Annotated in this window: 14 protein-coding genes; 9 read left to right on the top strand and 5 right to left on the bottom strand. The window is 68.6% G+C overall.

What is annotated here, in order from left to right; translation table 11 throughout:
* The first annotated feature begins 13 nt into the window (after positions 1 to 13).
* Positions 14 to 349, top strand: coding sequence for a hypothetical protein (locus AB0M24_RS42775; protein ID WP_363779998.1), 336 nt, complete (start codon positions 14 to 16; stop codon positions 347 to 349).
* On the opposite strand, the gene AB0M24_RS42770 is transcribed toward AB0M24_RS42775, so the two are convergent.
* The 3 genes from AB0M24_RS42770 to AB0M24_RS42760 are packed head-to-tail and all read right to left on the bottom strand — an operon-like array spanning position 342 to position 4372.
* On the bottom strand, positions 342 to 1943 hold the full coding sequence (locus AB0M24_RS42770; protein ID WP_363779996.1) for a phospho-sugar mutase: 1602 nt from the start codon (positions 1941 to 1943) through the stop codon (positions 342 to 344). The two genes, AB0M24_RS42775 and AB0M24_RS42770, sit on opposite strands and share 8 nt — an antisense overlap.
* Positions 1940 to 2731, bottom strand: coding sequence for a purine-nucleoside phosphorylase (locus AB0M24_RS42765; protein ID WP_363779994.1), 792 nt, complete (start codon positions 2729 to 2731; stop codon positions 1940 to 1942). Before AB0M24_RS42765 ends, AB0M24_RS42770 begins: the two co-directional genes overlap by 4 nt.
* A 9-nt stretch (positions 2732 to 2740) precedes the next feature.
* On the bottom strand, positions 2741 to 4372 hold the full coding sequence (locus tag AB0M24_RS42760; protein WP_363779992.1) for a serine/threonine-protein kinase: 1632 nt from the start codon (positions 4370 to 4372) through the stop codon (positions 2741 to 2743).
* A 90-nt stretch (positions 4373 to 4462) separates the two neighbouring features.
* Here AB0M24_RS42760 and AB0M24_RS42755 point away from each other — a divergent pair, with 90 nt between their 5' ends.
* From AB0M24_RS42755 to AB0M24_RS42730, 6 genes are all read left to right on the top strand, one after another.
* Positions 4463 to 6217, top strand: coding sequence for a methylmalonyl-CoA mutase family protein (locus AB0M24_RS42755; RefSeq protein WP_363779990.1), 1755 nt, complete (start codon positions 4463 to 4465; stop codon positions 6215 to 6217).
* Positions 6214 to 8349 carry a methylmalonyl-CoA mutase gene (gene scpA / locus AB0M24_RS42750; protein WP_363779988.1) on the top strand — a complete coding sequence of 712 codons (2136 nt, stop codon included), beginning with the start codon at positions 6214 to 6216 and terminating at the stop codon, positions 8347 to 8349. The genes AB0M24_RS42755 and scpA overlap by 4 nt, the downstream gene beginning before the upstream one ends.
* Positions 8342 to 9334: a methylmalonyl Co-A mutase-associated GTPase MeaB gene (gene meaB / locus AB0M24_RS42745; protein WP_363779986.1), complete on the top strand. Its 993-nt coding sequence runs from the start codon at positions 8342 to 8344 to the stop codon at positions 9332 to 9334. The genes scpA and meaB overlap by 8 nt, the downstream gene beginning before the upstream one ends.
* Before the next feature lie 56 nt (positions 9335 to 9390).
* Positions 9391 to 9684 carry a hypothetical protein gene (locus AB0M24_RS42740; RefSeq protein WP_363779984.1) on the top strand — a complete coding sequence of 98 codons (294 nt, stop codon included), beginning with the start codon at positions 9391 to 9393 and terminating at the stop codon, positions 9682 to 9684.
* A 205-nt stretch (positions 9685 to 9889) separates the two neighbouring features.
* Positions 9890 to 11062 carry a M20 family metallopeptidase gene (locus AB0M24_RS42735; RefSeq protein WP_363779982.1) on the top strand — a complete coding sequence of 391 codons (1173 nt, stop codon included), beginning with the start codon at positions 9890 to 9892 and terminating at the stop codon, positions 11060 to 11062.
* Positions 11059 to 12336, top strand: a complete 1278-nt coding sequence (locus tag AB0M24_RS42730) for a M20 family metallopeptidase (RefSeq protein ID WP_363779980.1) — start codon at positions 11059 to 11061, stop codon at positions 12334 to 12336. The genes AB0M24_RS42735 and AB0M24_RS42730 overlap by 4 nt, the downstream gene beginning before the upstream one ends.
* A 58-nt stretch (positions 12337 to 12394) precedes the next feature.
* On the opposite strand, the gene AB0M24_RS42725 is transcribed toward AB0M24_RS42730, so the two are convergent.
* Positions 12395 to 13834 (bottom strand): alkaline phosphatase D family protein, encoded by a 1440-nt coding sequence (locus AB0M24_RS42725; protein ID WP_363779978.1) that lies wholly within the window; start codon positions 13832 to 13834, stop codon positions 12395 to 12397.
* A 30-nt stretch (positions 13835 to 13864) separates the two neighbouring features.
* Positions 13865 to 15574: a glycerol-3-phosphate dehydrogenase/oxidase gene (locus AB0M24_RS42720; protein ID WP_363780072.1), complete on the bottom strand. Its 1710-nt coding sequence runs from the start codon at positions 15572 to 15574 to the stop codon at positions 13865 to 13867.
* A 285-nt stretch (positions 15575 to 15859) separates the two neighbouring features.
* On the opposite strand from AB0M24_RS42720, the gene AB0M24_RS42715 reads away from it, so the two are divergent.
* Both AB0M24_RS42715 and glpK read left to right on the top strand, forming a co-directional pair.
* The gene (locus AB0M24_RS42715) at positions 15860 to 16603 is read left to right on the top strand and encodes an MIP/aquaporin family protein (RefSeq protein WP_363779976.1); all 744 of its coding nucleotides are present in this window, start codon (positions 15860 to 15862) and stop codon (positions 16601 to 16603) included.
* Between the two features lie 13 nt (positions 16604 to 16616).
* Positions 16617 to 18125, top strand: coding sequence for a glycerol kinase GlpK (gene glpK / locus AB0M24_RS42710; RefSeq protein ID WP_363779974.1), 1509 nt, complete (start codon positions 16617 to 16619; stop codon positions 18123 to 18125).
* The last annotated feature ends 44 nt before the right edge of the window (positions 18126 to 18169 follow it).

The raw sequence follows: 18169 nt of genomic DNA, 5'->3' as shown, positions 1-18169 counted from the left end.
CACAGGAGGGACCATGAAGACCACCGCCCTTATGACCACCAGTCCTCGTCAGCGTCGCATCACCTGGGGTTTCGGCCTTGCGATCGGCATCGGGATGATCGGGATCGGGCCCCTCTTCGCGTCGCTGTGGCCGGGGTTCGACCACAGCCCGTGGGACGTCAACACGATGTTGCTCGGACTCGGCGTGGGGCTCTGCACGATCGCGTACATCTTCGGGCGGATCGCCGTCGCGGCGGTCACCGAGGGGCGCCGCAACGCGGTTGCCCCGCCGACCAGAAGGGCCTACTGGGTGGCCGGCGGGGGTTTCGCTCTTGCCGTGCTGTGCCTGCTGATCGCGTTGTCTAGCTGACCAGTGCGGTAACCCGTTCCCGCAGCTCTGCCAAACGAGCCCGACCTGAGGCACGGGCGGACTCCAGTCCGTCCGTGACCGGCTCGACGACCTCCAGGTACGCCTTGAGCTTCGGCTCGGTACCGGACGGGCGCACGATCACGCGCACGCCGTCGGCGGTCCAGCGCAGCACGTCCGCGCTGGGCAGCAGGTCTTCCGACTGGAAGTCGGCGGGTGGCGAGGAGCGCAGCCGGGCCATCGTCGCGCCGATCAGCGACAAATCGGTGTACCGCAAGGAAACCTGGTCCGTCAGGTGCAGGCCGTGGTCCAACGCGAGCTGGTCCAGGGCGTCCAGCAACGTGCGACCCGACGCCTTCAGCCCGGCAGCCAGATCCGCCGCGACCACAGCAGCCGAGACACCGTCCTTGTCTGCCACGTAGGCAGGATCGACGCAGTTGCCGAGCGCTTCCTCGTAGGCGAACACCAGACCTTCACCGGCCCGTGCCAGCCACTTGAAGCCGGTCAACGTCTCCGCATAACGAGCGCCGTGCGCGGCAGCGATCGACTTCAGCAGCGAAGAAGACACGATCGTCGTTGCCACCAAAGGATCCGCGGACTCCGTGGTGGACAGCACGAGCGACCCGAGCAGCACGCCCGTCTCGTCACCGCGCAGCATCCGCCACGACGAACCGTCGCGAACACCCAGCGCGCAACGGTCGGCGTCCGGGTCGAGAGCGATCGCCAGGTCCGCATCCACCGATGCCGCAAGGGAAAGCAGCTCGTCGGACGCCCCGGGCTCCTCCGGGTTCGGGAACACCACGGTCGGGAAGTCCGGGTCCGGCACGGCCTGCGACCGCACCACGTGCACATCGGTGAAACCCGCGCGCCGCAACGCTTCCACGGCGAACGCGCCACCGACGCCGTGCATCGGCGTCAACGCGATCTTCAACGCGCGCGCGTTCTGGCGCGGCAACGAGGCCACCCGTTCCAGGTACTCGTCGACCTCGGCGTCGGACACCGTCGAGTAGGAAGGACTCCGCGGCACGGACACCGCGGCCGGAACAGCCTCGATCGCCTTCTCGATCTCGCCATCGGACGGCGGCACGATCTGCGAGCCACCGGACAGGTAGAGCTTGTAGCCGTTGTCCGCGGGCGGGTTGTGCGACGCGGTGATCTGGATCCCGGCCACCGCACCGTGCCGGCGCACCAGGTAGGCGAGCACCGGCGTCGGCAACGGGCCCGGCAGCACGCGCACGTCGAAGCCCGCGGCCGCCATCACCTCGGCGGCGGCCGTGCCGAACTCTTCCGACCCGTGCCGGGCGTCGCGGCCGACGAACACCAGCCCGGAGGTCCCGAGCCACGACGCCAGCCCGGCCGTCGTGCGGACCACCGTGGCCACGTTCATGCCGTTGGTGCCCGCGCGCACCGGCCCGCGCAGCCCGGCGGTGCCGAACGTGAGCGGACCGGCCATGCGATCGGCGAGATCTTCGAGAGCGGCGGGGTCGCCGCCCATCGCCCGTGCCAACACGCCCTGCAGCTCGGTTCGAGTCGCGTCCGACGGGTCGTCAGCGATCCACCGGAACGTCGCGTCACGCAGTGCCGGCGTCAGGCTCATGCGCGGTCCACCAGCTCGCGCAGCAGCGTGCCCATGCGCTGAGCGGCGGCGGCACCGGCGTCCAGCACCTCCTGGTGGTTCAGCGGCTCACCGGTGATGCCCGCCGCGAGGTTCGTCACCAGCGACAGACCGAACACCTCGACACCCTCGGCACGCGCGGCGATGGCCTCGTGCACGGTCGACATGCCGACCAGGTCCGCGCCCATCGTGCGCAGCATCCGGATCTCGGCGGGCGTCTCGAAGTGCGGGCCCGGCAGACCCGCGTACACGCCCTCTTCGAGCGACGGGTCGATCTGCTGGGCCAACGTGCGCAGCCGCGGCGAGTACAGGTCCGTCAGGTCCACGAACCGGGCGCCGACCAGCGGCGACAGCGCGGTCAGGTTGAGGTGGTCGGAGATCAGCACGGGCTGCCCGACCGACATGCCCTGGCGCAGGCCACCGGCGGCGTTGGTCAGCACGACCGTGGACACACCCGCGGCAGCGACGGTGCGCACGCCGTGGACGACCTTCTGGATGCCCTTGCCCTCGTAGCCGTGGGTGCGGCCGAGGACGACGAGGACCTTCTTGCCGCCCACCTCGACGGAGCGGATGGTGCCGCCGTGGCCGAGCGCGGTCGGCGCCTCGAAGCCTTCCAGCTCACCGACGGGGATCTCGGTGACCGGGTCGCCGATCACGTCGGCGGCGGGCCGCCAGCCGGAGCCGAGCACGATCGCGATGTCGTGCTTCGCCACGCCGGTGCGGCTCTGGATCTGTTCCGCGGCCTTGCCGGCCAGCTCTTCTGGAGTCACCGCGAGAGCTTAAACCGGCGAGAAGGTCGAGGCGATCGCGTCGAAGAGCGTCGCGCGGGCCGCGTCCTGCTGTTCGGTTGGGACGACGACCTCCACCACCCACAGGTCGTTCCCGGACGGCAGCACGCGCGAGAAGTGCGAACGCCCGAGCGCGTCGGTCCCGTCACCCTCGACCGTCTTGTAGATGAACTGGATCGCCTCTTCCTTCTGCTGCCCCGGCAGGCTCGGCGTCAGCACCTTGTCGCCGCCGAAGAACCGGCTCGGCCACCGCGCCTGCACGCTCGACGTGTACGTGCTGATCGTGCGCTTCGGGTAGAAGTCGGGGAACCACTGCACCGTCGCCTCGTACGCACCGGTGGGGGACAGGAAGTGCACCACCGCGGATCCCGGCATCAGCTTGTCGCCCAGGCGCTGTTCGGCGTAGGTCGACCAGCTGGCCTCGACGTTCAGCGTGAACTTCCCGCCCTGGTCACCCTGCGCGGTGACGGCTGTCTCGGTGCGCGGCTGGAGCGTCGCGGAGGTGGGCAGCGTGGGCAGCGTCTGGATGGTCTGCTGGGCGGGCGGTAGCAGCGACGCACCCGCCGCCAGCCTGACCAGCGCGAACCCGCCACCTGAGCCCGCCACGAACAGCAACAGGGCCGCGACCAGCAGAAACGTCGTGGCGACCCGTCCGCGCCGGCGCTGAGGCGCGATCGGCTTCGTGACCATGAACGGCAACGGGCCGGGGTCGTCGGCCAGCGGCGCGTCCGGCTCGATCTTGGGCTTGGGCCGCACGATGATCGGCGTCTGCACCGCCTCGCGCACCTCGAACGCGTCGGTGCCCGGCTCCGGCAGCAGCGGGTAGACCTGCTTGCGCACGTCGACCAGCGAGAGTCGGTCGGTCGGCTCCTTCCGCATCAACCCGCTGATCACCGGGGCGAGCCTGCCGGCACCCGCTGGCACCGGCACGTCACCGTTGATCACGGCGTTGATGGTCTGCATGACGTTCTTGCCCACGTACGGCGGCTCGCCGGCCATCGCGGCCCACATCGTGGCGCCGAGCGACCACCTGTCGGCGGCGGCCGAGACGTCACCGCCCTGGGCGACCTCGGGCGCGATGTAGGCGGGGGTGCCGAGCGTGATGCCGCGCGCGGTCATGGTGGCCTCGGCGACGTTGCGCGCGATGCCGAAGTCCGTGAGCTTCACCCGGCCGTCGTCCGCGATCAGCACGTTGCCCGGCTTCACGTCCCGGTGCGTGATGCCCACCCGGTGCGCCGACGCCAGCGCCGACGCGATCGCGTCCAGCACCGCGGCGCCCTGCTTCTCGGTGAGGCAGCCCTGTTCCTGGATCACCTCGTTCAGACTGCGTGACGGTACGAGCTCCATCACCACGTACGGGTCGCCATCGTGCTGGACGACGTCGTACAGCGTTACGAGGTTCGGGTGAGACAGCGCGGCAACGGCACGCGCCTCGCGCATCGTCCGTTCCCGCAGCTCGTCGGCCGCGGCGTCGGGCATGCCGGGGGTGTGCAGGATCCCCTTCACGGCGACCTGCCTGCCCAGCACCTCGTCGCGAGCAGCCCAGACGGTGCCCATCGAGCCTTGACCGAGCAGGTGCAGCAGCCGGTACCTAGCCGCGATCAAGCGCTCCTGATCCTCCACACGTCCATTCTTCCTGAGACACTCACTGCATCGTTAACGGCGGTGAACCTCACATAGCCGTGTCGGTACTGGTCGGTAACACTGCAACGCATGATGGAGTTGGCCTTGCCCGCCGAATTCCGCCCGAACGAGTTCCCCGCAGCGTCGCGGGAACAGTGGCGCGCGATGGTCGACGCCGTCCTCAGCAAGACCGGCGCTTCGTTCGAGTCGCTGGTCACGAAGACTTACGACGGCATCTCGCTCCAGCCGCTCTACACGCTCGACGACGCGCTGCCTCCCTACGCGCTGGCGCCCGTCAAGCAGGGCTGGGACGTCCGTCAGCGCCACGCCGTGCCCGATCCGGTCGCTCTGATGAACGACCTGGAGGGCGGCGTCACGTCGCTGTGGCTCGCGGTGCCGGCCTCTTCCTTGGAACGGCTGCTGGACGGCGTCTACCTCGACCTCGCGCCGATCGTGCTGGACGGTTCCCCCGAGGCCGCTCTCGCGATGCTGCGGATCTACGACCAGGCGCCGGTGCTGGCCGACGAGGTGCGCGGCAACCTGGCTTTGACGCCTTTCGGCCCTGCTCTGGACGTGATCAAGCAGGCTCGCTCGGAGTTCCCGTCGCTGCGGACCGTCGTGGTGGACGCGCTGCCGTTCCACGACGCGGGTGGTTCGGACTCCGAAGAGCTCGGCGCGTCCTTGGCCCTGGCGGTTTCCTACTTGAGGGCTTTGACCGGTGCCGGGCTGAGTGTCGCGGAGGCGTTCGCGCAGCTGGAGTTCCGCTACGCCGCTTCGGCCGACCAGTTCGCGACCATCGCGAAGCTCCGTGCCGCTCGACGGCTGTGGGCGCGCGTGGCCGAGGTGTCCGGCGTGGACGTGCCGCAGGTGCAGCACGCGGTGACGTCGTCGGCGATGATGACCCGCCGCGACCCGTGGGTGAACATGCTGCGCACCACGGTGGCGACGTTGGCCGCCGGTCTCGGTGGCGCCGACTCGGTGACGGTGCAGCCGTTCGACGCGGCGATCGGGCTGCCGGACGAGTTCGCGCGGCGGATCGCGCGCAACACGCAGAACCTGCTGCTGGAGGAGTCGCACCTCGGCGAGGTGATCGACCCGGCGGCCGGCTCCTGGTACGTGGAGTCGCTGACCGACTCGCTGGCGGTGTCCGCTTGGGCCTGGTTCCAGGAGATCGAACGGGCGGGCGGCTTCGCTGCCGCGCGGGGCCTCGTCGCTTCGCGGATCGCTGAGACCTGGGCGGCGCGCTCGGCTCGGCTCGCGGACAGGAGCGACCCGATCACCGGCGTCAGCGAGTTCCCGAACCTGGCCGAGAAGCCCGTGGTCCGCGTCTCCGGAATCGATACGGATTCGCAGGCCCCCTGGGGGGACGCACCCCCCATCCCAAGTGTCTCAAGCGGGTCTGACAGTTTCGGGCTGCCGCGAGTTCGCTACGCCCAGGCCTTCGAAGAGCTGCGCGACCTCGCCGACGCCCAAGAGACCCGCCCCCAGGTCTTCCTCGCCACCCTCGGCCCGGTAGCCGCCCACACCGCGCGCGCCACCTTCGCCGCCAACCTCTTCAACGCCGGCGGTTTCGCCACCCCGACCGCGGGCCCGACCAGGACCGCCGAAGAAGTGGCGACCCAGTTCAAGGCCTCCGGAGCGCGAATCGCGGTCATCTGCGGCAGCGACTCCAGCTACGCCGACCAGGCAGCACAAACCGAACAGGCCCTGCGCGAAGCCGGCGCGGAACGGGTACTCCTGGCAGGCAAGAAGACCGACGCGAACGTCGACGGCTTCGTCTTCATGGGCTGCCCGGCACTGGAAATCCTCAACAGCACCTTCGACTTCCTGGGAGTGGAGCGATGATCCCCAGCTTCGCGGACATCGACCTCGGCCCCCTCCCGTCGGCGAAGTACGAGACCGACCTGCCCGCCTGGGAGACGCCGGAGGGCATCGCGGTCAAACCCGTCTACGGCCAGGAAGACCTGACAGGACTCGACTTCCTGCAGACCTATCCCGGCGTGGCGCCGTTCCTCCGCGGCCCGTACCCGACGATGTACGTCAACCAGCCGTGGACCGTCCGCCAGTACGCGGGTTTCTCGACGGCCGAGGAGTCGAACGCCTTCTACCGCCGCAACCTCGCGGCGGGCCAGAAGGGTCTGAGTGTCGCCTTCGACCTCGCCACGCACCGCGGGTACGACTCGGATCACCCGCGCGTCGCCGGTGACGTCGGCATGGCGGGTGTGGCCATCGACTCGATCTACGACATGCGCACGCTGTTCGACGGCATCCCGCTGGACAAGATGTCCGTGTCGATGACGATGAACGGCGCGGTGCTGCCGGTCCTGGCCCTGTTCGTCGTGGCGGCGGAGGAGCAGGGGGTGAAGCCGGAGCAGCTCATGGGGACGATCCAGAACGACATCCTCAAGGAGTTCATGGTCCGCAACACCTACATCTACCCGCCGCAGCCGTCGATGCGGATCATCTCCGACATCTTCAGCTTCACGAGCTCGCACATGCCGAAGTTCAACTCCATCTCGATCTCCGGCTACCACATGCAGGAGGCAGGGGCGACGGCCGACCTGGAGCTGGCGTACACGCTGGCGGACGGCGTCGAGTACATCCGCGCGGGCAGGGAAGCCGGGCTGGACGTGGACGCGTTCGCACCACGCCTGAGCTTCTTCTGGGCGATCGGCATGAACTTCTTCATGGAGATCGCCAAGATGCGGGCCGCGCGCCTGCTCTGGGCCAAGCTCGTGCAGACGTTCGAGCCGAAGTCCGCGAAGTCCCTGAGCCTCCGCACCCACTGCCAGACCAGTGGCTGGAGCCTCACCGCGCAGGACGTGTTCAACAACGTCGCGCGTACGTGCGTCGAGGCGATGGCGGCCACGCAGGGCCACACGCAGTCGTTGCACACCAACGCACTCGACGAGGCGCTCGCACTGCCGACGGACTTCTCCGCGCGCATCGCCCGCAACACGCAGCTGCTGCTCCAGCAGGAGTCCGGCACCACGCGCGTGATCGACCCGTGGGGCGGCAGCGCGTACGTCGAGCGGCTCACGAACGAGCTCGCGCGCAAGGCCTGGGAGCACATCACCGAGGTCGAGAAGGCCGGCGGCATGGCCCGTGCGATCGACGAGGGCATCCCAAAGCTGCGGATCGAAGAGGCCGCGGCACGGACGCAGGCGCGCATCGACTCCGGACGGCAGCCCGTCATCGGCGTCAACAAGTACCTGGTGACCAACGACGAGCAGATCGAGGTCCTCAAGGTCGACAACGCGGGAGTGCGCGCCCAGCAGCTCGAAAAACTGCGCCGCCTCAAGGAAGAACGCGACCAGTCCGCTGTGGACGGTGCGCTCGAAGCGCTGACGAACGCCGCCACGGGCCACGGCAACCTGCTGGAGTTGGCGATCAACGCCGCACGGGCCAAGGCGACCGTCGGCGAGATCTCCGAGTCGCTCGGCAAGGTGTGGGGGCGGCACTCGGCGCAGATCCGCACCATTTCCGGCGTGTACCGGCAGGAGGTCGGCCAAGTGTCCAACGTGGACGCCTGCCGCGAGGTCGTCGAGGCGTTCGCGGAGGAAGAGGGCCGCCGCCCGCGCATCCTGGTCGCCAAGATGGGGCAGGACGGGCACGACCGCGGCCAGAAGGTGATCGCGACGGCGTTCGCGGACCTCGGCTTCGACGTCGACGTCGGCCCGCTGTTCCAGACGCCGGACGAGGTCGCGCGCCAGGCCGTGGAGGCCGACGTGCACATCGTCGGCGTCTCCTCGCTGGCGGCCGGCCACCTCACGCTGGTGCCTGCCCTGAAGGAAGAGCTGAGCAAGCTCGACCGCGCGGACATCATGATCGTCGTCGGTGGCGTGATCCCGCCGCAGGACTTCGACGAGCTGTACGCGGCGGGTGCGTCGGCGATCTTCCCGCCCGGCACCGTGATCGCGGATGCCGCCAAGGATCTGCTGGTGAAACTCGCGGACCAGCTCGGCCACCATGGCTAGGGTGATCGACGTCGACGAGCTCACCAGAGGAGTCCTCGAAGGCAAGCGCGGAACCTTGGCCAGGGCGATCACCTTGGTCGAGTCGAAGCGCAAGGACCACCGCGCGAAAGCGCAGGAGCTGCTGATCGAGCTGCTGCCCAAGTCGGGCAACGCGATCAGGGTCGGTATCACCGGTGTTCCCGGCGTGGGCAAGTCGACGTTCATCGACGCGCTCGGCACCATGCTCACCGAGAAGGGCCATCGGGTGGCGGTGCTCGCCGTCGACCCGTCGTCCACCCGCACCGGCGGCAGCATTCTGGGCGACAAGACGCGCATGGCCAGGCTTTCCGTCGACGAGAACGCCTTCATCAGGCCCTCGCCGACGTCCGGCACGCTCGGCGGCGTCGCGCAGGCCACGCGCGAGACGATCGTGCTGGTCGAGGCTGCCGGGTTCGACGTCGTGCTGGTCGAGACGGTCGGCGTGGGGCAGTCGGAGGTCGCCGTCGCGAACATGACGGACTGCTCGCTGTTCCTTACCCTCGCGCGCACCGGAGACCAGCTGCAGGGCATCAAGAAGGGCATCCTGGAGCTCGCGGACGTCATCGCGGTCAACAAGGCCGACGGCGAGCACGAGCTGGACGCCCGCAAGGCCGCACGAGAGCTCGCCGGAGCGTTGAAACTCCTGCGCTCCCCGGACGCCTTGTGGCACCCGCCGGTGCTGACGTGTTCCGGACTCACCGGCGTCGGGCTGGACGAGCTGTGGTCCCGAGTGCTGGAACACCGGTCCACCTTGAGGGACGCTGGTGAGCTGGACGAACGACGACGACGCCAGCAGGTCGAGTGGACTTGGATGATGGTCCACGACGAACTGTGGCGGCAGGTGCGCGAGAGTGCCGCCGTGCGCGCGTTGGCCCCCTCTCTGGAGGAGAAGGTCCGGTCGGGAGAGCTCACCGCGACGCTGGCCGCCGAGCAGATTTTGAAGGCGTTCCAATCGGACTCTCGGTAGGCGCGTAACTAGTTTGGGTGACCATCGATCGTGGTATTCGAGGTAGAGTTCAGGCCATGTCGAGGTTGCTGCTGGCCTGCGTGTTCGCGCTGATGAGCGTCGTCGGGATCGCCGGTGTGGCGTCCGCGCAAGAGGCGGCGAACGCGCCCGTGGTGGCCGCACAGCAGACGACAGTGAATCCTGGTCCGGCCGTGAACGCGCCGCAGGAACCCGCGCCTGAAGTACGTCAGGAGACCAAGCGCAAGCTGTGGATCGGCGCCATCGCCGTGGGCTTGTTCGCACTGGTCTACTACCGCAACAAGCGTCGGTGGGCGGCGTGGCGCAAGGCACGGGCGGCCAAGAAGGGCTAGCCCGGCGGTCGTTCGCGTTGAGACGTTCCGTTCCACATGGTGGGACGTAATAGTCAAAATTAAGCGTGTCTCTCGACCATTTGCGTCATCGTTGATCGGTCAGACCGAAACTCGCTCGCCGCTTGGCGCAGCGCTGCGACCGGCCAGCCGGTTGATCATCATCAGCGTGCTGCGTCTCACGGGCGGTGATGCAGGATGGTGGCAAATGGGTACCGACTTGAAGATCAGCACACGCTCGACCGTCGAGCGGTACTCCGACGCGCTGCTGGACCTGTCCCACTCCATTCACGCCCAGCCTGAGCTGGCGTTTCAGGAGCACCGCAGCGTCGAGAAGATCACCTCCCTGCTGGCCCGCGAGGGTTTCAAGATCGACCGAGGCGTGGCCGGCCTCGACACCGCGTTCGTCGCGACGTACGGCGACGGCGAGCTGGTGCTGGGGCTTTGTGCCGAGTACGACGCGCTGCCCGAGGTCGGGCACGCGTGCGGGCACAACGTCATCGCCGCGGCTTCCGTCGGCGCGGCACTCGCTCTGCGTGACGTCGCCGACCGCCTGGGTGTCACCGTGAAGGTGATCGGCACTCCGGCCGAAGAGGTCGGCGGCGGCAAGGTGCTCATGCTCGAACGGGGCGTGTTCGACGACGTCTCGTTCTCGATGATGGTGCACCCCGCGCCGTACGAGTCGTGCGCCGCGAAGTCGCTGGCCATCACCGATCTCAAGGTGCACTACACGGGCAAGCCGTCGCACGCCGCCGCGGCGCCGCATCGCGGTGTCAACGCGGGCGACGCGGTCACGATCGCGCAGGTGGCCATTGGCCTCTTGCGGCAGCATCTCGAACCAGGCCAAATGGTTTCGGGCATCGTCACCCACGGCGGCACCGTGCCGAACGTAATACCCGCCCGCGCGTCGGCGATGTTCGATGTGAGGGCGGAGAACTTGGAATCGTTGCAGCGCCTGGAGAAACGCATCCGGGACTGTTTCCACGCCGGCGCGCTCGCGACCGGCTGCACCCATGAGGTCGAGCAGGTCTCACCGATCTACGCCGAGCTGACTCCCGACTCGTGGCTGGCTGACGCCTACCGGCGCGAGGCCACTGAGCTGGGACGACGACCGCTCTCGCCCGAGCAGGAACAGCGAGAGAAGATCGGGAGCACCGACATGGGCAACGTCACCAGAGTGTTGCCCGCCATCCACCCGACCATTGCCATTGACTGCGGAGACGCGGTGAACCACCAACTAGAGTTCGCGACCGCCTGTGCCTCGGCGTCGGCCGACCGTGCGTTGCTCGATGGAGCACTTGCCATGGCCTGGACGACGATCGCGACAGCCACCGATTCCCAGCAGCGCGCACGGCTGCTGGCCCGCGGAGGTGCGGCATGACGGTTCTGGACTCACGACCCTCCGGCTCTTCCTCCGTGAAGAACTCCACCGAGATGCTCGTCGACCCCACTGGGGTGAGCATGTCTCCTGTGGATGATCTGGGAGAGGGCCGCGGCCCCGCCTGGCTCGACGACTGGCTGAAGGCGCACGCCTCCGACGTCGTCGCCTGGCGCCGCCACATCCACGTCAACCCGGAGCTGTCCCGGGCCGAGTACAACACCACCGAGCTCGTGGCGAAGCTGCTGCGCGAGGTGGGCCTAAAGCCCCGCGTGCTGCCCGGCGGCACCGGCCTGATCTGCGACATCGGCAACGGCCCTCGCTGCGTGGCTCTCCGCGCGGACATGGACGCGTTGCCGTTGCAGGAGAACACCGGCCAGCCGTTCGCGTCCACTGTGGACGGTGTGTCGCACGCGTGCGGTCACGACGCCCACACGACGGTGCTGCTCGGCACGGCTCTCGCACTCGCGTCGGCCACCGAGCTGCCCGGCCGCGTCCGTCTGGTGTTCCAGCCGGCCGAGGAGGTCATGCCGGGCGGCGCGCTGGACGTGCTGGCCGCGGGCGGCCTCGACGGCGTGGAGCGAATTTTCGGTCTGCACTGCGACCCGCGCCTGCAGGTCGGCCGCATCGGCACCCGCATCGGCGCCATCACGTCGGCCTCCGACCTGCTGGAGCTGCGGCTGAACTCGCCGGGCGGCCACACCTCGCGCCCGCACCTCACCGCGGACCTGGTGCACGCCCTCGGCACGGTCATCACCGGCCTGCCGACGATGCTCTCCCGCCGCGTAGACCCGCGTTCCGGCACCGTCCTGGTGTGGGGCGCGGTCCACGCGGGCGAGGCGCCCAACGCCGTCCCGCAGGACGGTCTGCTGCGCGGCACGCTGCGCACGGGCGACCGCGACATCTGGGCCGAGCTCGAACCGCTCGTGAAGGACCTGGTGACCGGGCTCCTGGCCCCCACCGGCGTCGGCTTCGACCTGCACCACCGCCGCGGGGTCCCGCCCGTGGTGAACGAGCGGGAGTCCACGCAGATCCTGCGCGCGGGCATCGAGGCCGCGCTGGGCGACGACGCGCTGGCCGGCACCGAGCAGTCGTCCGGTGGCGAGGACTTCGGCTGGTACCTGGAGCACGTGCCCGGCTCGTTCGCGCGCCTCGGCGTGTGGAACGGCCAGGAGAAGCAGCGCGACCTGCACCAGCCGACGTTCGACCTGGACGAGCGCGCCCTCCTGGTAGGCGTCCGCGTAATGGTCCACACGGCCCTGGCCGCCCTGGCCTAGGTTTCCTCGATGAAGGGCGCATTCATCCACGTGAGGTGGATGAATGCGCCCTTCATCGTTAGAACAGGACGGGTTCTACTCGAGCCGTGTTGTGGCGGGTGCGCCACGAGTGGGCCTTGCGGATCGTGGCCTGAGGATCGGTCCGGTCCGACGTGTAGAACCAGTCCATCCGGACCTCGTCGGGCGTCACCTCGAGCGTCGAGACGCCGTGCGAGTCCAGCTCCACGAACCGCACGTGCGGGTTCTTGGCCATGATCGCGGCTTCCAGCACCAGCGATCCGGTGCGCGGCGGCACCTTCAGGAACTCGTCGAAGTTGTCGGACGTGACCGACGTGGTGATGAACTCGGTGGCCACGGACTTCAACGCGGAACCGTCCGGCACATCTACGGCCCACGACGAGTGGATGTCGCCGGTGAGGAAGACCGCGTTCTTCATCCCCGCCCGGTCCAAGGCGCGCACGACGATCTCCCGGTCGGTCGGGAAGCCGTCCCACTGATCGGTGTTGACCGACGGGAAGCCGGGCGCGGGTGGAATCGCGAGCGGGCTGAACATCACCGAGGTGCCGATCAGCCGCCACCGCGCGGTGCCGTCGCAGATGCCCTTGATCAGCCAGTCGCGCTGCCGGGCACCCAGGATCGTCTCGGGCGTGCGGTGCGAACGCAGGTCCAGCATCGTGATGTCGAGCAGCGAGCCGTACTGCAGGCGGCGGAACATCAGGCCCTCGCGGATGGGCATCCACTCGAAGTAGGCCTGGGTCGCGGCGGCCAGACGCACGGCCCACGGTCCTTCGGTCGCCGGGTCGTGGCCCAACGCGCCGACGGCCGACGAGTTGTCGGCGGACTCGTTGTCGTCCCACGTCGCGATGAACGGATGAAGCGAGTGCAGGCGCTGCAGGTGCGGGTCGGTCTTGTACATCGCGTGCCGCGTCCGGTAGTCCGCCAGCGTGATGATCTCGTGCTGCGGCTGCGCGTCGCGGACCTTCGGGTCGTAGTGCGGGTAGATGTAGTCGCCGAGGTGGATGACGGCGTCCAGGTCGTCGCGGTCGGCCAGGTAGCCGTACGGGACGAAGTGGCCCGCCATCCAGTTCGCGCACGACACCACGCCGAACTTCACGCCCGAGATGTCCCCGGACGGCGCGGTCTTGGTGCGTCCCACGGGCGAGACGACGTCGCCGACGCGGAATCGGTAGTAGTAACGGGTGCTCGGCCGGAGTCCGCAGACCTCGACCTTCACGGTGTGGTCGCGGTGCGCGCCGGTCCGCGTGTGCCCGCGCGCCACGATCCGCGAGAACGACTCGTCGTGCGCGACCTCCCAGCGCACCTCCGACGACGTCACGACACGGGTCCACAGCAGAACCCCGTCCGGCACCGGGTCGCCTGACGCGACACCGTGCTCGAACACAGCGGTGGCAGCGGAAGCGGACACAGCGCCTCCCGCGGTCGCGGCGCCCGCGACCGCACCGGCTTTCAGGAACGTTCGACGATCAACCCCAGACATGCCACCAAGGATGCCGGAGGTCGATCACATCTAGCTCACAGGCTCGATCAGTTGCGCACGAGCTTCCGGTGCGGCAGCACGAACAGCGTCCGCCGCCTGGTCGTCCGGCTTGGTCTGCGAGTCGCGCTCGGCCTCGACGCGCGCGTTGTAGACCTCGACCTCGCGTTTGATCGCGTCCTCGTCCCAACCCAGCACGGGCGCGACCAGCCGCGCCACCGCCTCCGACGACTCGACGCCGCGGTGCGCGTACTCGATGGAGATGCGCGTGCGCCGCGTCAGGATGTCCTCCAGGTGCATCGCGCCCTCGTGCGACGCCGCGTACACCGCCTCGACCTGGAGGTAGTCCGGCGAGGCGGGGATCGGCTTGAGCAGCTCCGGGTTGTCCGCCGCCAGCGACAACACCTCGTGCACCAACGAGCCGTAGCGGTCCAGCAGGTGCCGCACTCGATACGGGTGCAGTCCGTGCTTGGCCGCCAGCTGGTCCGCCTGGTTCACCAGCGCGTGGTAGCCGTCGGCACCGACCAGCGGCACCTTGTCCGTGATGGACGGTTGGATCCGGCCGGGCAGGTCGACGTGCGCCGCGTCGACGGCGTCCGCGCCCATCACCCGGTACGTCGTGTACTTGCCGCCGGCGATCGCGACGAGTCCTGGCGCGACCCGAGCCACCGCGTGCTCGCGGGAAAGCTTCGACGTCGAATCGGATTCGCCTGCCAGCAAAGGCCTTAGCCCCGCGTAGACGCCCTCGATGTCGTCGTGCGTCAACGGAGTCGCGAGCACGGAGTTGACGTGTTCGAGGATGTAGTCGATGTCGTGCTTGGTCGCCGCCGGGTGCGCGAGGTCGAGGTTCCAGTCGGTGTCGGTGGTGCCGACGATCCAGTGGTTGCGCCACGGGATCACGAACAGCACGGACTTCTCGGTGCGCAGGATCATCCCGGACTCGGCCACGATCCGGTCGCGCGGAACGACGATGTGCACGCCCTTCGACGCCCGCACGCGGAACCGCCCGCGGGATCCGGAAAGCCGCTGCAGCTCGTCCGTCCACACACCGGTCGCGTTGATCACCGCGTGCGCCCGGACGTCGACCTCACGGCCGTCCTCGACGTCGCGCACTCGCACGCCCGAGACCCGGTCGGCCTCGCGCAGGAACCCGACCACCTGAGTCGAAGTGCGCACGACGGCGCCGTAGTGCGCGGCGGTGCGGCCGACCATCATCGTGTGCCGTGCGTCATCGGCTTGTGCGTCGTAGTAACGGATGCCGCCGATCAACGCATCGCGCTTCAACGCCGGAACCAGTCGGAGGGCACCCGCTCGGGTGAGATGTTTCTGCCCCGGCACGGACCGGGCGCCGCCCATCGTGTCGTAGAGGAACAGGCCGGCCGCCGTGTACGGACGCTCCCACAGCCGGTTCGCCAGCGGGTACAGGAAGCTCACCGGCTTCACCAGGTGCGGTGCGATGCGCGTCAGCATCAGCTCGCGCTCGCGCAGTGCCTCGCGGACCAGACCGAACTCGAGCTGCTCCAGGTATCGCAGACCGCCGTGGAAGAGCTTGGACGACCGGCTCGACGTGCCGGAAGCCAGGTCACGGGCCTCGACGAGTGCCACCCGCAGGCCGCGCGTGGCCGCGTCCAGTGCCGCGCCGACGCCGACGACACCACCGCCGATCACGACGAGGTCGAACGTCTCGGCCCCCAGCCGCTGCCACGACTCCTCGCGCTCGGCGGGACCCAGCCTGCCGGTGATCGGCGGGGCGGCGGGGGTTTGCGGTGCTGCAGCTGCGTTCTTGCGCGTGGCCACGACAGACGCCTCCCTGGTGACGACTCGCGGCTCACGTTACCTGGGGCAACGGGCGTTCGCCCACGGGCGCGAGAGCCAGAACCCTTCGGCCTAAAAATGGCCCGACCACAGGTAGTTGGCGTAGACAACTGATCAGCACGGTAATAGCGTCCGAGCACGTTGTGGGCGGGCGGCGCGGCCTGACCTCCGGGTTTGCGCTCCCTCCTGGCCGCAGACAGAGGAGGGTCGACGATGAGTGCAGGCTCGATCTTCGTGTGGGAGATGCTGGGGACCGCGGTCCTCATCCTCCTGGGCACCGGTGTCGTCGCGAACCAGGTGCTCAAGAACACCCTCGGCAACAGCACCGGATTCCTGTTCGTCAACGTCGGCTGGGCCTTCGCGGTCTTCACCGGCGCCAGCATCGCCAACCCGAGCGGGGCTCACCTCAACCCGGCGGTGACGCTGGGACTCGCGATCGCCGACAAGACGCCGTGGGGTGACGTTCCCGTCTACATCCTCGGACAGATGGTCGGCGCGATCATCGGCGCGATGCTCTGCTGGGCGACGTACAAGATGCAGTTCGACACGCACGACGAACCGCAGAACACGCTCGGCATCTTCTCGACCGGACCGACCGTGCCGAACACGGTGTGGAACCTCGTGTCCGAGATCATCGGCACGTTCGTGCTCGTCGCGTGGATCCTGCTGTCGCCTGGCGTGAAGGTGGCGGGCGACGGGGTCCCGCAGTTCGGCAACTCGGCGCTCGGCTACGCGGGTGTCGCGTTCGTGGTCTTGGTGATCGGTACGTCGCTCGGTGGCCCTACCGGTTACGCCATCAACCCGGCGCGCGACCTCGGTCCGCGCATCGCCTACGCGTTCCTGATGCCGATTCACAACAAGGGCAACGCCAACTGGAACTACTCGTGGATCCCGGTTGTCGGCCCGCTCGTGGGTGGCGCGCTCGCCGCGTTGCTCTACCTGGTTCTCCCGGTCTGAAAGGACTTCCAGCATGACCCAGTACGTGGCCGCGATCGACCAGGGCACCACGTCGACCCGTTGCATGATCTTCGACCACTCGGGTCGAGTGGTGTCGGTCGACCAGAAGGAGCACGAGCAGATCTTCCCGAAGGCGGGCTGGGTCGAGCACGACCCGATGGAGGTCTGGCAGAACACCCGCCAGGTCGCCGCGGGCGCGCTCGCCAAGGCCGATCTGTCCACTTCGGACATCGCCGCCGTCGGCATCACCAACCAGCGCGAAACCGCTGTGGTGTGGGACAAGAACACCGGCGAGCCCGTCTACAACGCCATCGTCTGGCAGGACACTCGCACGGACAAGATCGTCGCCGAGCTGGGCAACCTCGGCGGCGGGCAGGAGCGTTATCGAGCCAAGGTCGGCCTGCCGCTGGCGACCTACTTCTCCGGCCCCAAGATCCGCTGGATTCTCGACAACGTCTCCGGCGCCCGTGAACGCGCGGAAGCCGGCGATCTGTTGTTCGGCAACATGGACACGTGGGTGCTGTGGAACATGACGGGCGGGATCGACGGTGGCGTGCACGTCACCGACCCGACGAACGCCTCGCGCACCATGCTGATGGACCTCGACACGCTCGCGTGGGACTCGTCGATCGCTTCCGACATGGGCATTCCGATGTCGATGCTGCCGGAGATCCGGTCCTCGTCCGAGGTCTACGGCCAGGTGCGCGAACGGGGTGCGCTGGCCGGGGTGCCGATCGCGGGCATCCTCGGAGACCAGCAGGCGGCGACGTTCGGCCAGGCCTGCCTCTCGCCCGGTGAAGCCAAGAACACCTACGGCACCGGCAACTTCATGCTGCTCAACACCGGCACCGAGAAGGTGATGAGCGAGAACGGGTTGCTCACCACCGTCTGCTACAAGATCGGCGACGCACCGGCGATCTACGCCCTGGAGGGCTCGATCGCGGTCACCGGTTCGCTGGTGCAGTGGCTGCGCGACAACCTCGGCATGATCGGCTCCGCGGCCGAGATCGAGGAGCACGCGCGGTCGGTGGAGGACAACGGCGGCGCGTACTTCGTGCCCGCGTTCTCCGGCCTGTTCGCGCCGTACTGGCGTTCCGACGCCCGTGGCGCGATCGTGGGTCTCACGAGGTTCGTCAACAAGGGCCACCTCGCGCGGGCCGTGCTGGAGGCGACGGCTTTCCAGACGCGTGAGGTGCTCGACGCGATGAACGCCGACTCCGGCGTCGACCTGACGGCGTTGAAGGTCGACGGCGGCATGGTCGTGAACGAGCTGCTGATGCAGTTCCAGGCGGACATCCTCGGCGTGCCGGTGATCCGGCCGGTCGTCGCGGAGACGACCGCGCTCGGTGCCGCCTACGCGGCCGGTCTCGCGGTCGGCTTCTGGAAGTCGGAGGACGACATCCGGGAGAACTGGGCCGAGGACAAGAAGTGGGAGCCGCAGATGGACGAGTCCCGCCGCACTTCCGAGTACGCGAACTGGAAGAAGGCAGTGACGAAGACCTTCGAGTGGGTAGAGGACTGAAAACCATGAACGGCGCTTTTGTGGACCTCAAGTCCACAAAAGCG

It is taken from the genome of Lentzea sp. NPDC051838, assembly GCF_040681245.1.
Lineage (GTDB): Bacteria > Actinomycetota > Actinomycetes > Mycobacteriales > Pseudonocardiaceae > Lentzea.
This window is presented reverse-complemented; position numbering and strand designations above follow the sequence as displayed.

Coding starts and splice junctions, on each gene's coding strand:
- AB0M24_RS42755 (WP_363779990.1), top strand. CDS start 4,463: ATGATGGAGTTGGCCTTGCCCGCCGAATTCCGCCCGAACGAGTTCCCC.
- AB0M24_RS42735 (WP_363779982.1), top strand. CDS start 9,890: ATGGGTACCGACTTGAAGATCAGCACACGCTCGACCGTCGAGCGGTAC.
- AB0M24_RS42730 (WP_363779980.1), top strand. CDS start 11,059: ATGACGGTTCTGGACTCACGACCCTCCGGCTCTTCCTCCGTGAAGAAC.
- meaB (WP_363779986.1), top strand. CDS start 8,342: ATGGCTAGGGTGATCGACGTCGACGAGCTCACCAGAGGAGTCCTCGAA.
- AB0M24_RS42715 (WP_363779976.1), top strand. CDS start 15,860: ATGAGTGCAGGCTCGATCTTCGTGTGGGAGATGCTGGGGACCGCGGTC.
- AB0M24_RS42725 (WP_363779978.1), bottom strand. CDS start 13,834: ATGTCTGGGGTTGATCGTCGAACGTTCCTGAAAGCCGGTGCGGTCGCG.
- AB0M24_RS42775 (WP_363779998.1), top strand. CDS start 14: ATGAAGACCACCGCCCTTATGACCACCAGTCCTCGTCAGCGTCGCATC.
- scpA (WP_363779988.1), top strand. CDS start 6,214: ATGATCCCCAGCTTCGCGGACATCGACCTCGGCCCCCTCCCGTCGGCG.
- glpK (WP_363779974.1), top strand. CDS start 16,617: ATGACCCAGTACGTGGCCGCGATCGACCAGGGCACCACGTCGACCCGT.
- AB0M24_RS42740 (WP_363779984.1), top strand. CDS start 9,391: ATGTCGAGGTTGCTGCTGGCCTGCGTGTTCGCGCTGATGAGCGTCGTC.
- AB0M24_RS42770 (WP_363779996.1), bottom strand. CDS start 1,943: ATGAGCCTGACGCCGGCACTGCGTGACGCGACGTTCCGGTGGATCGCT.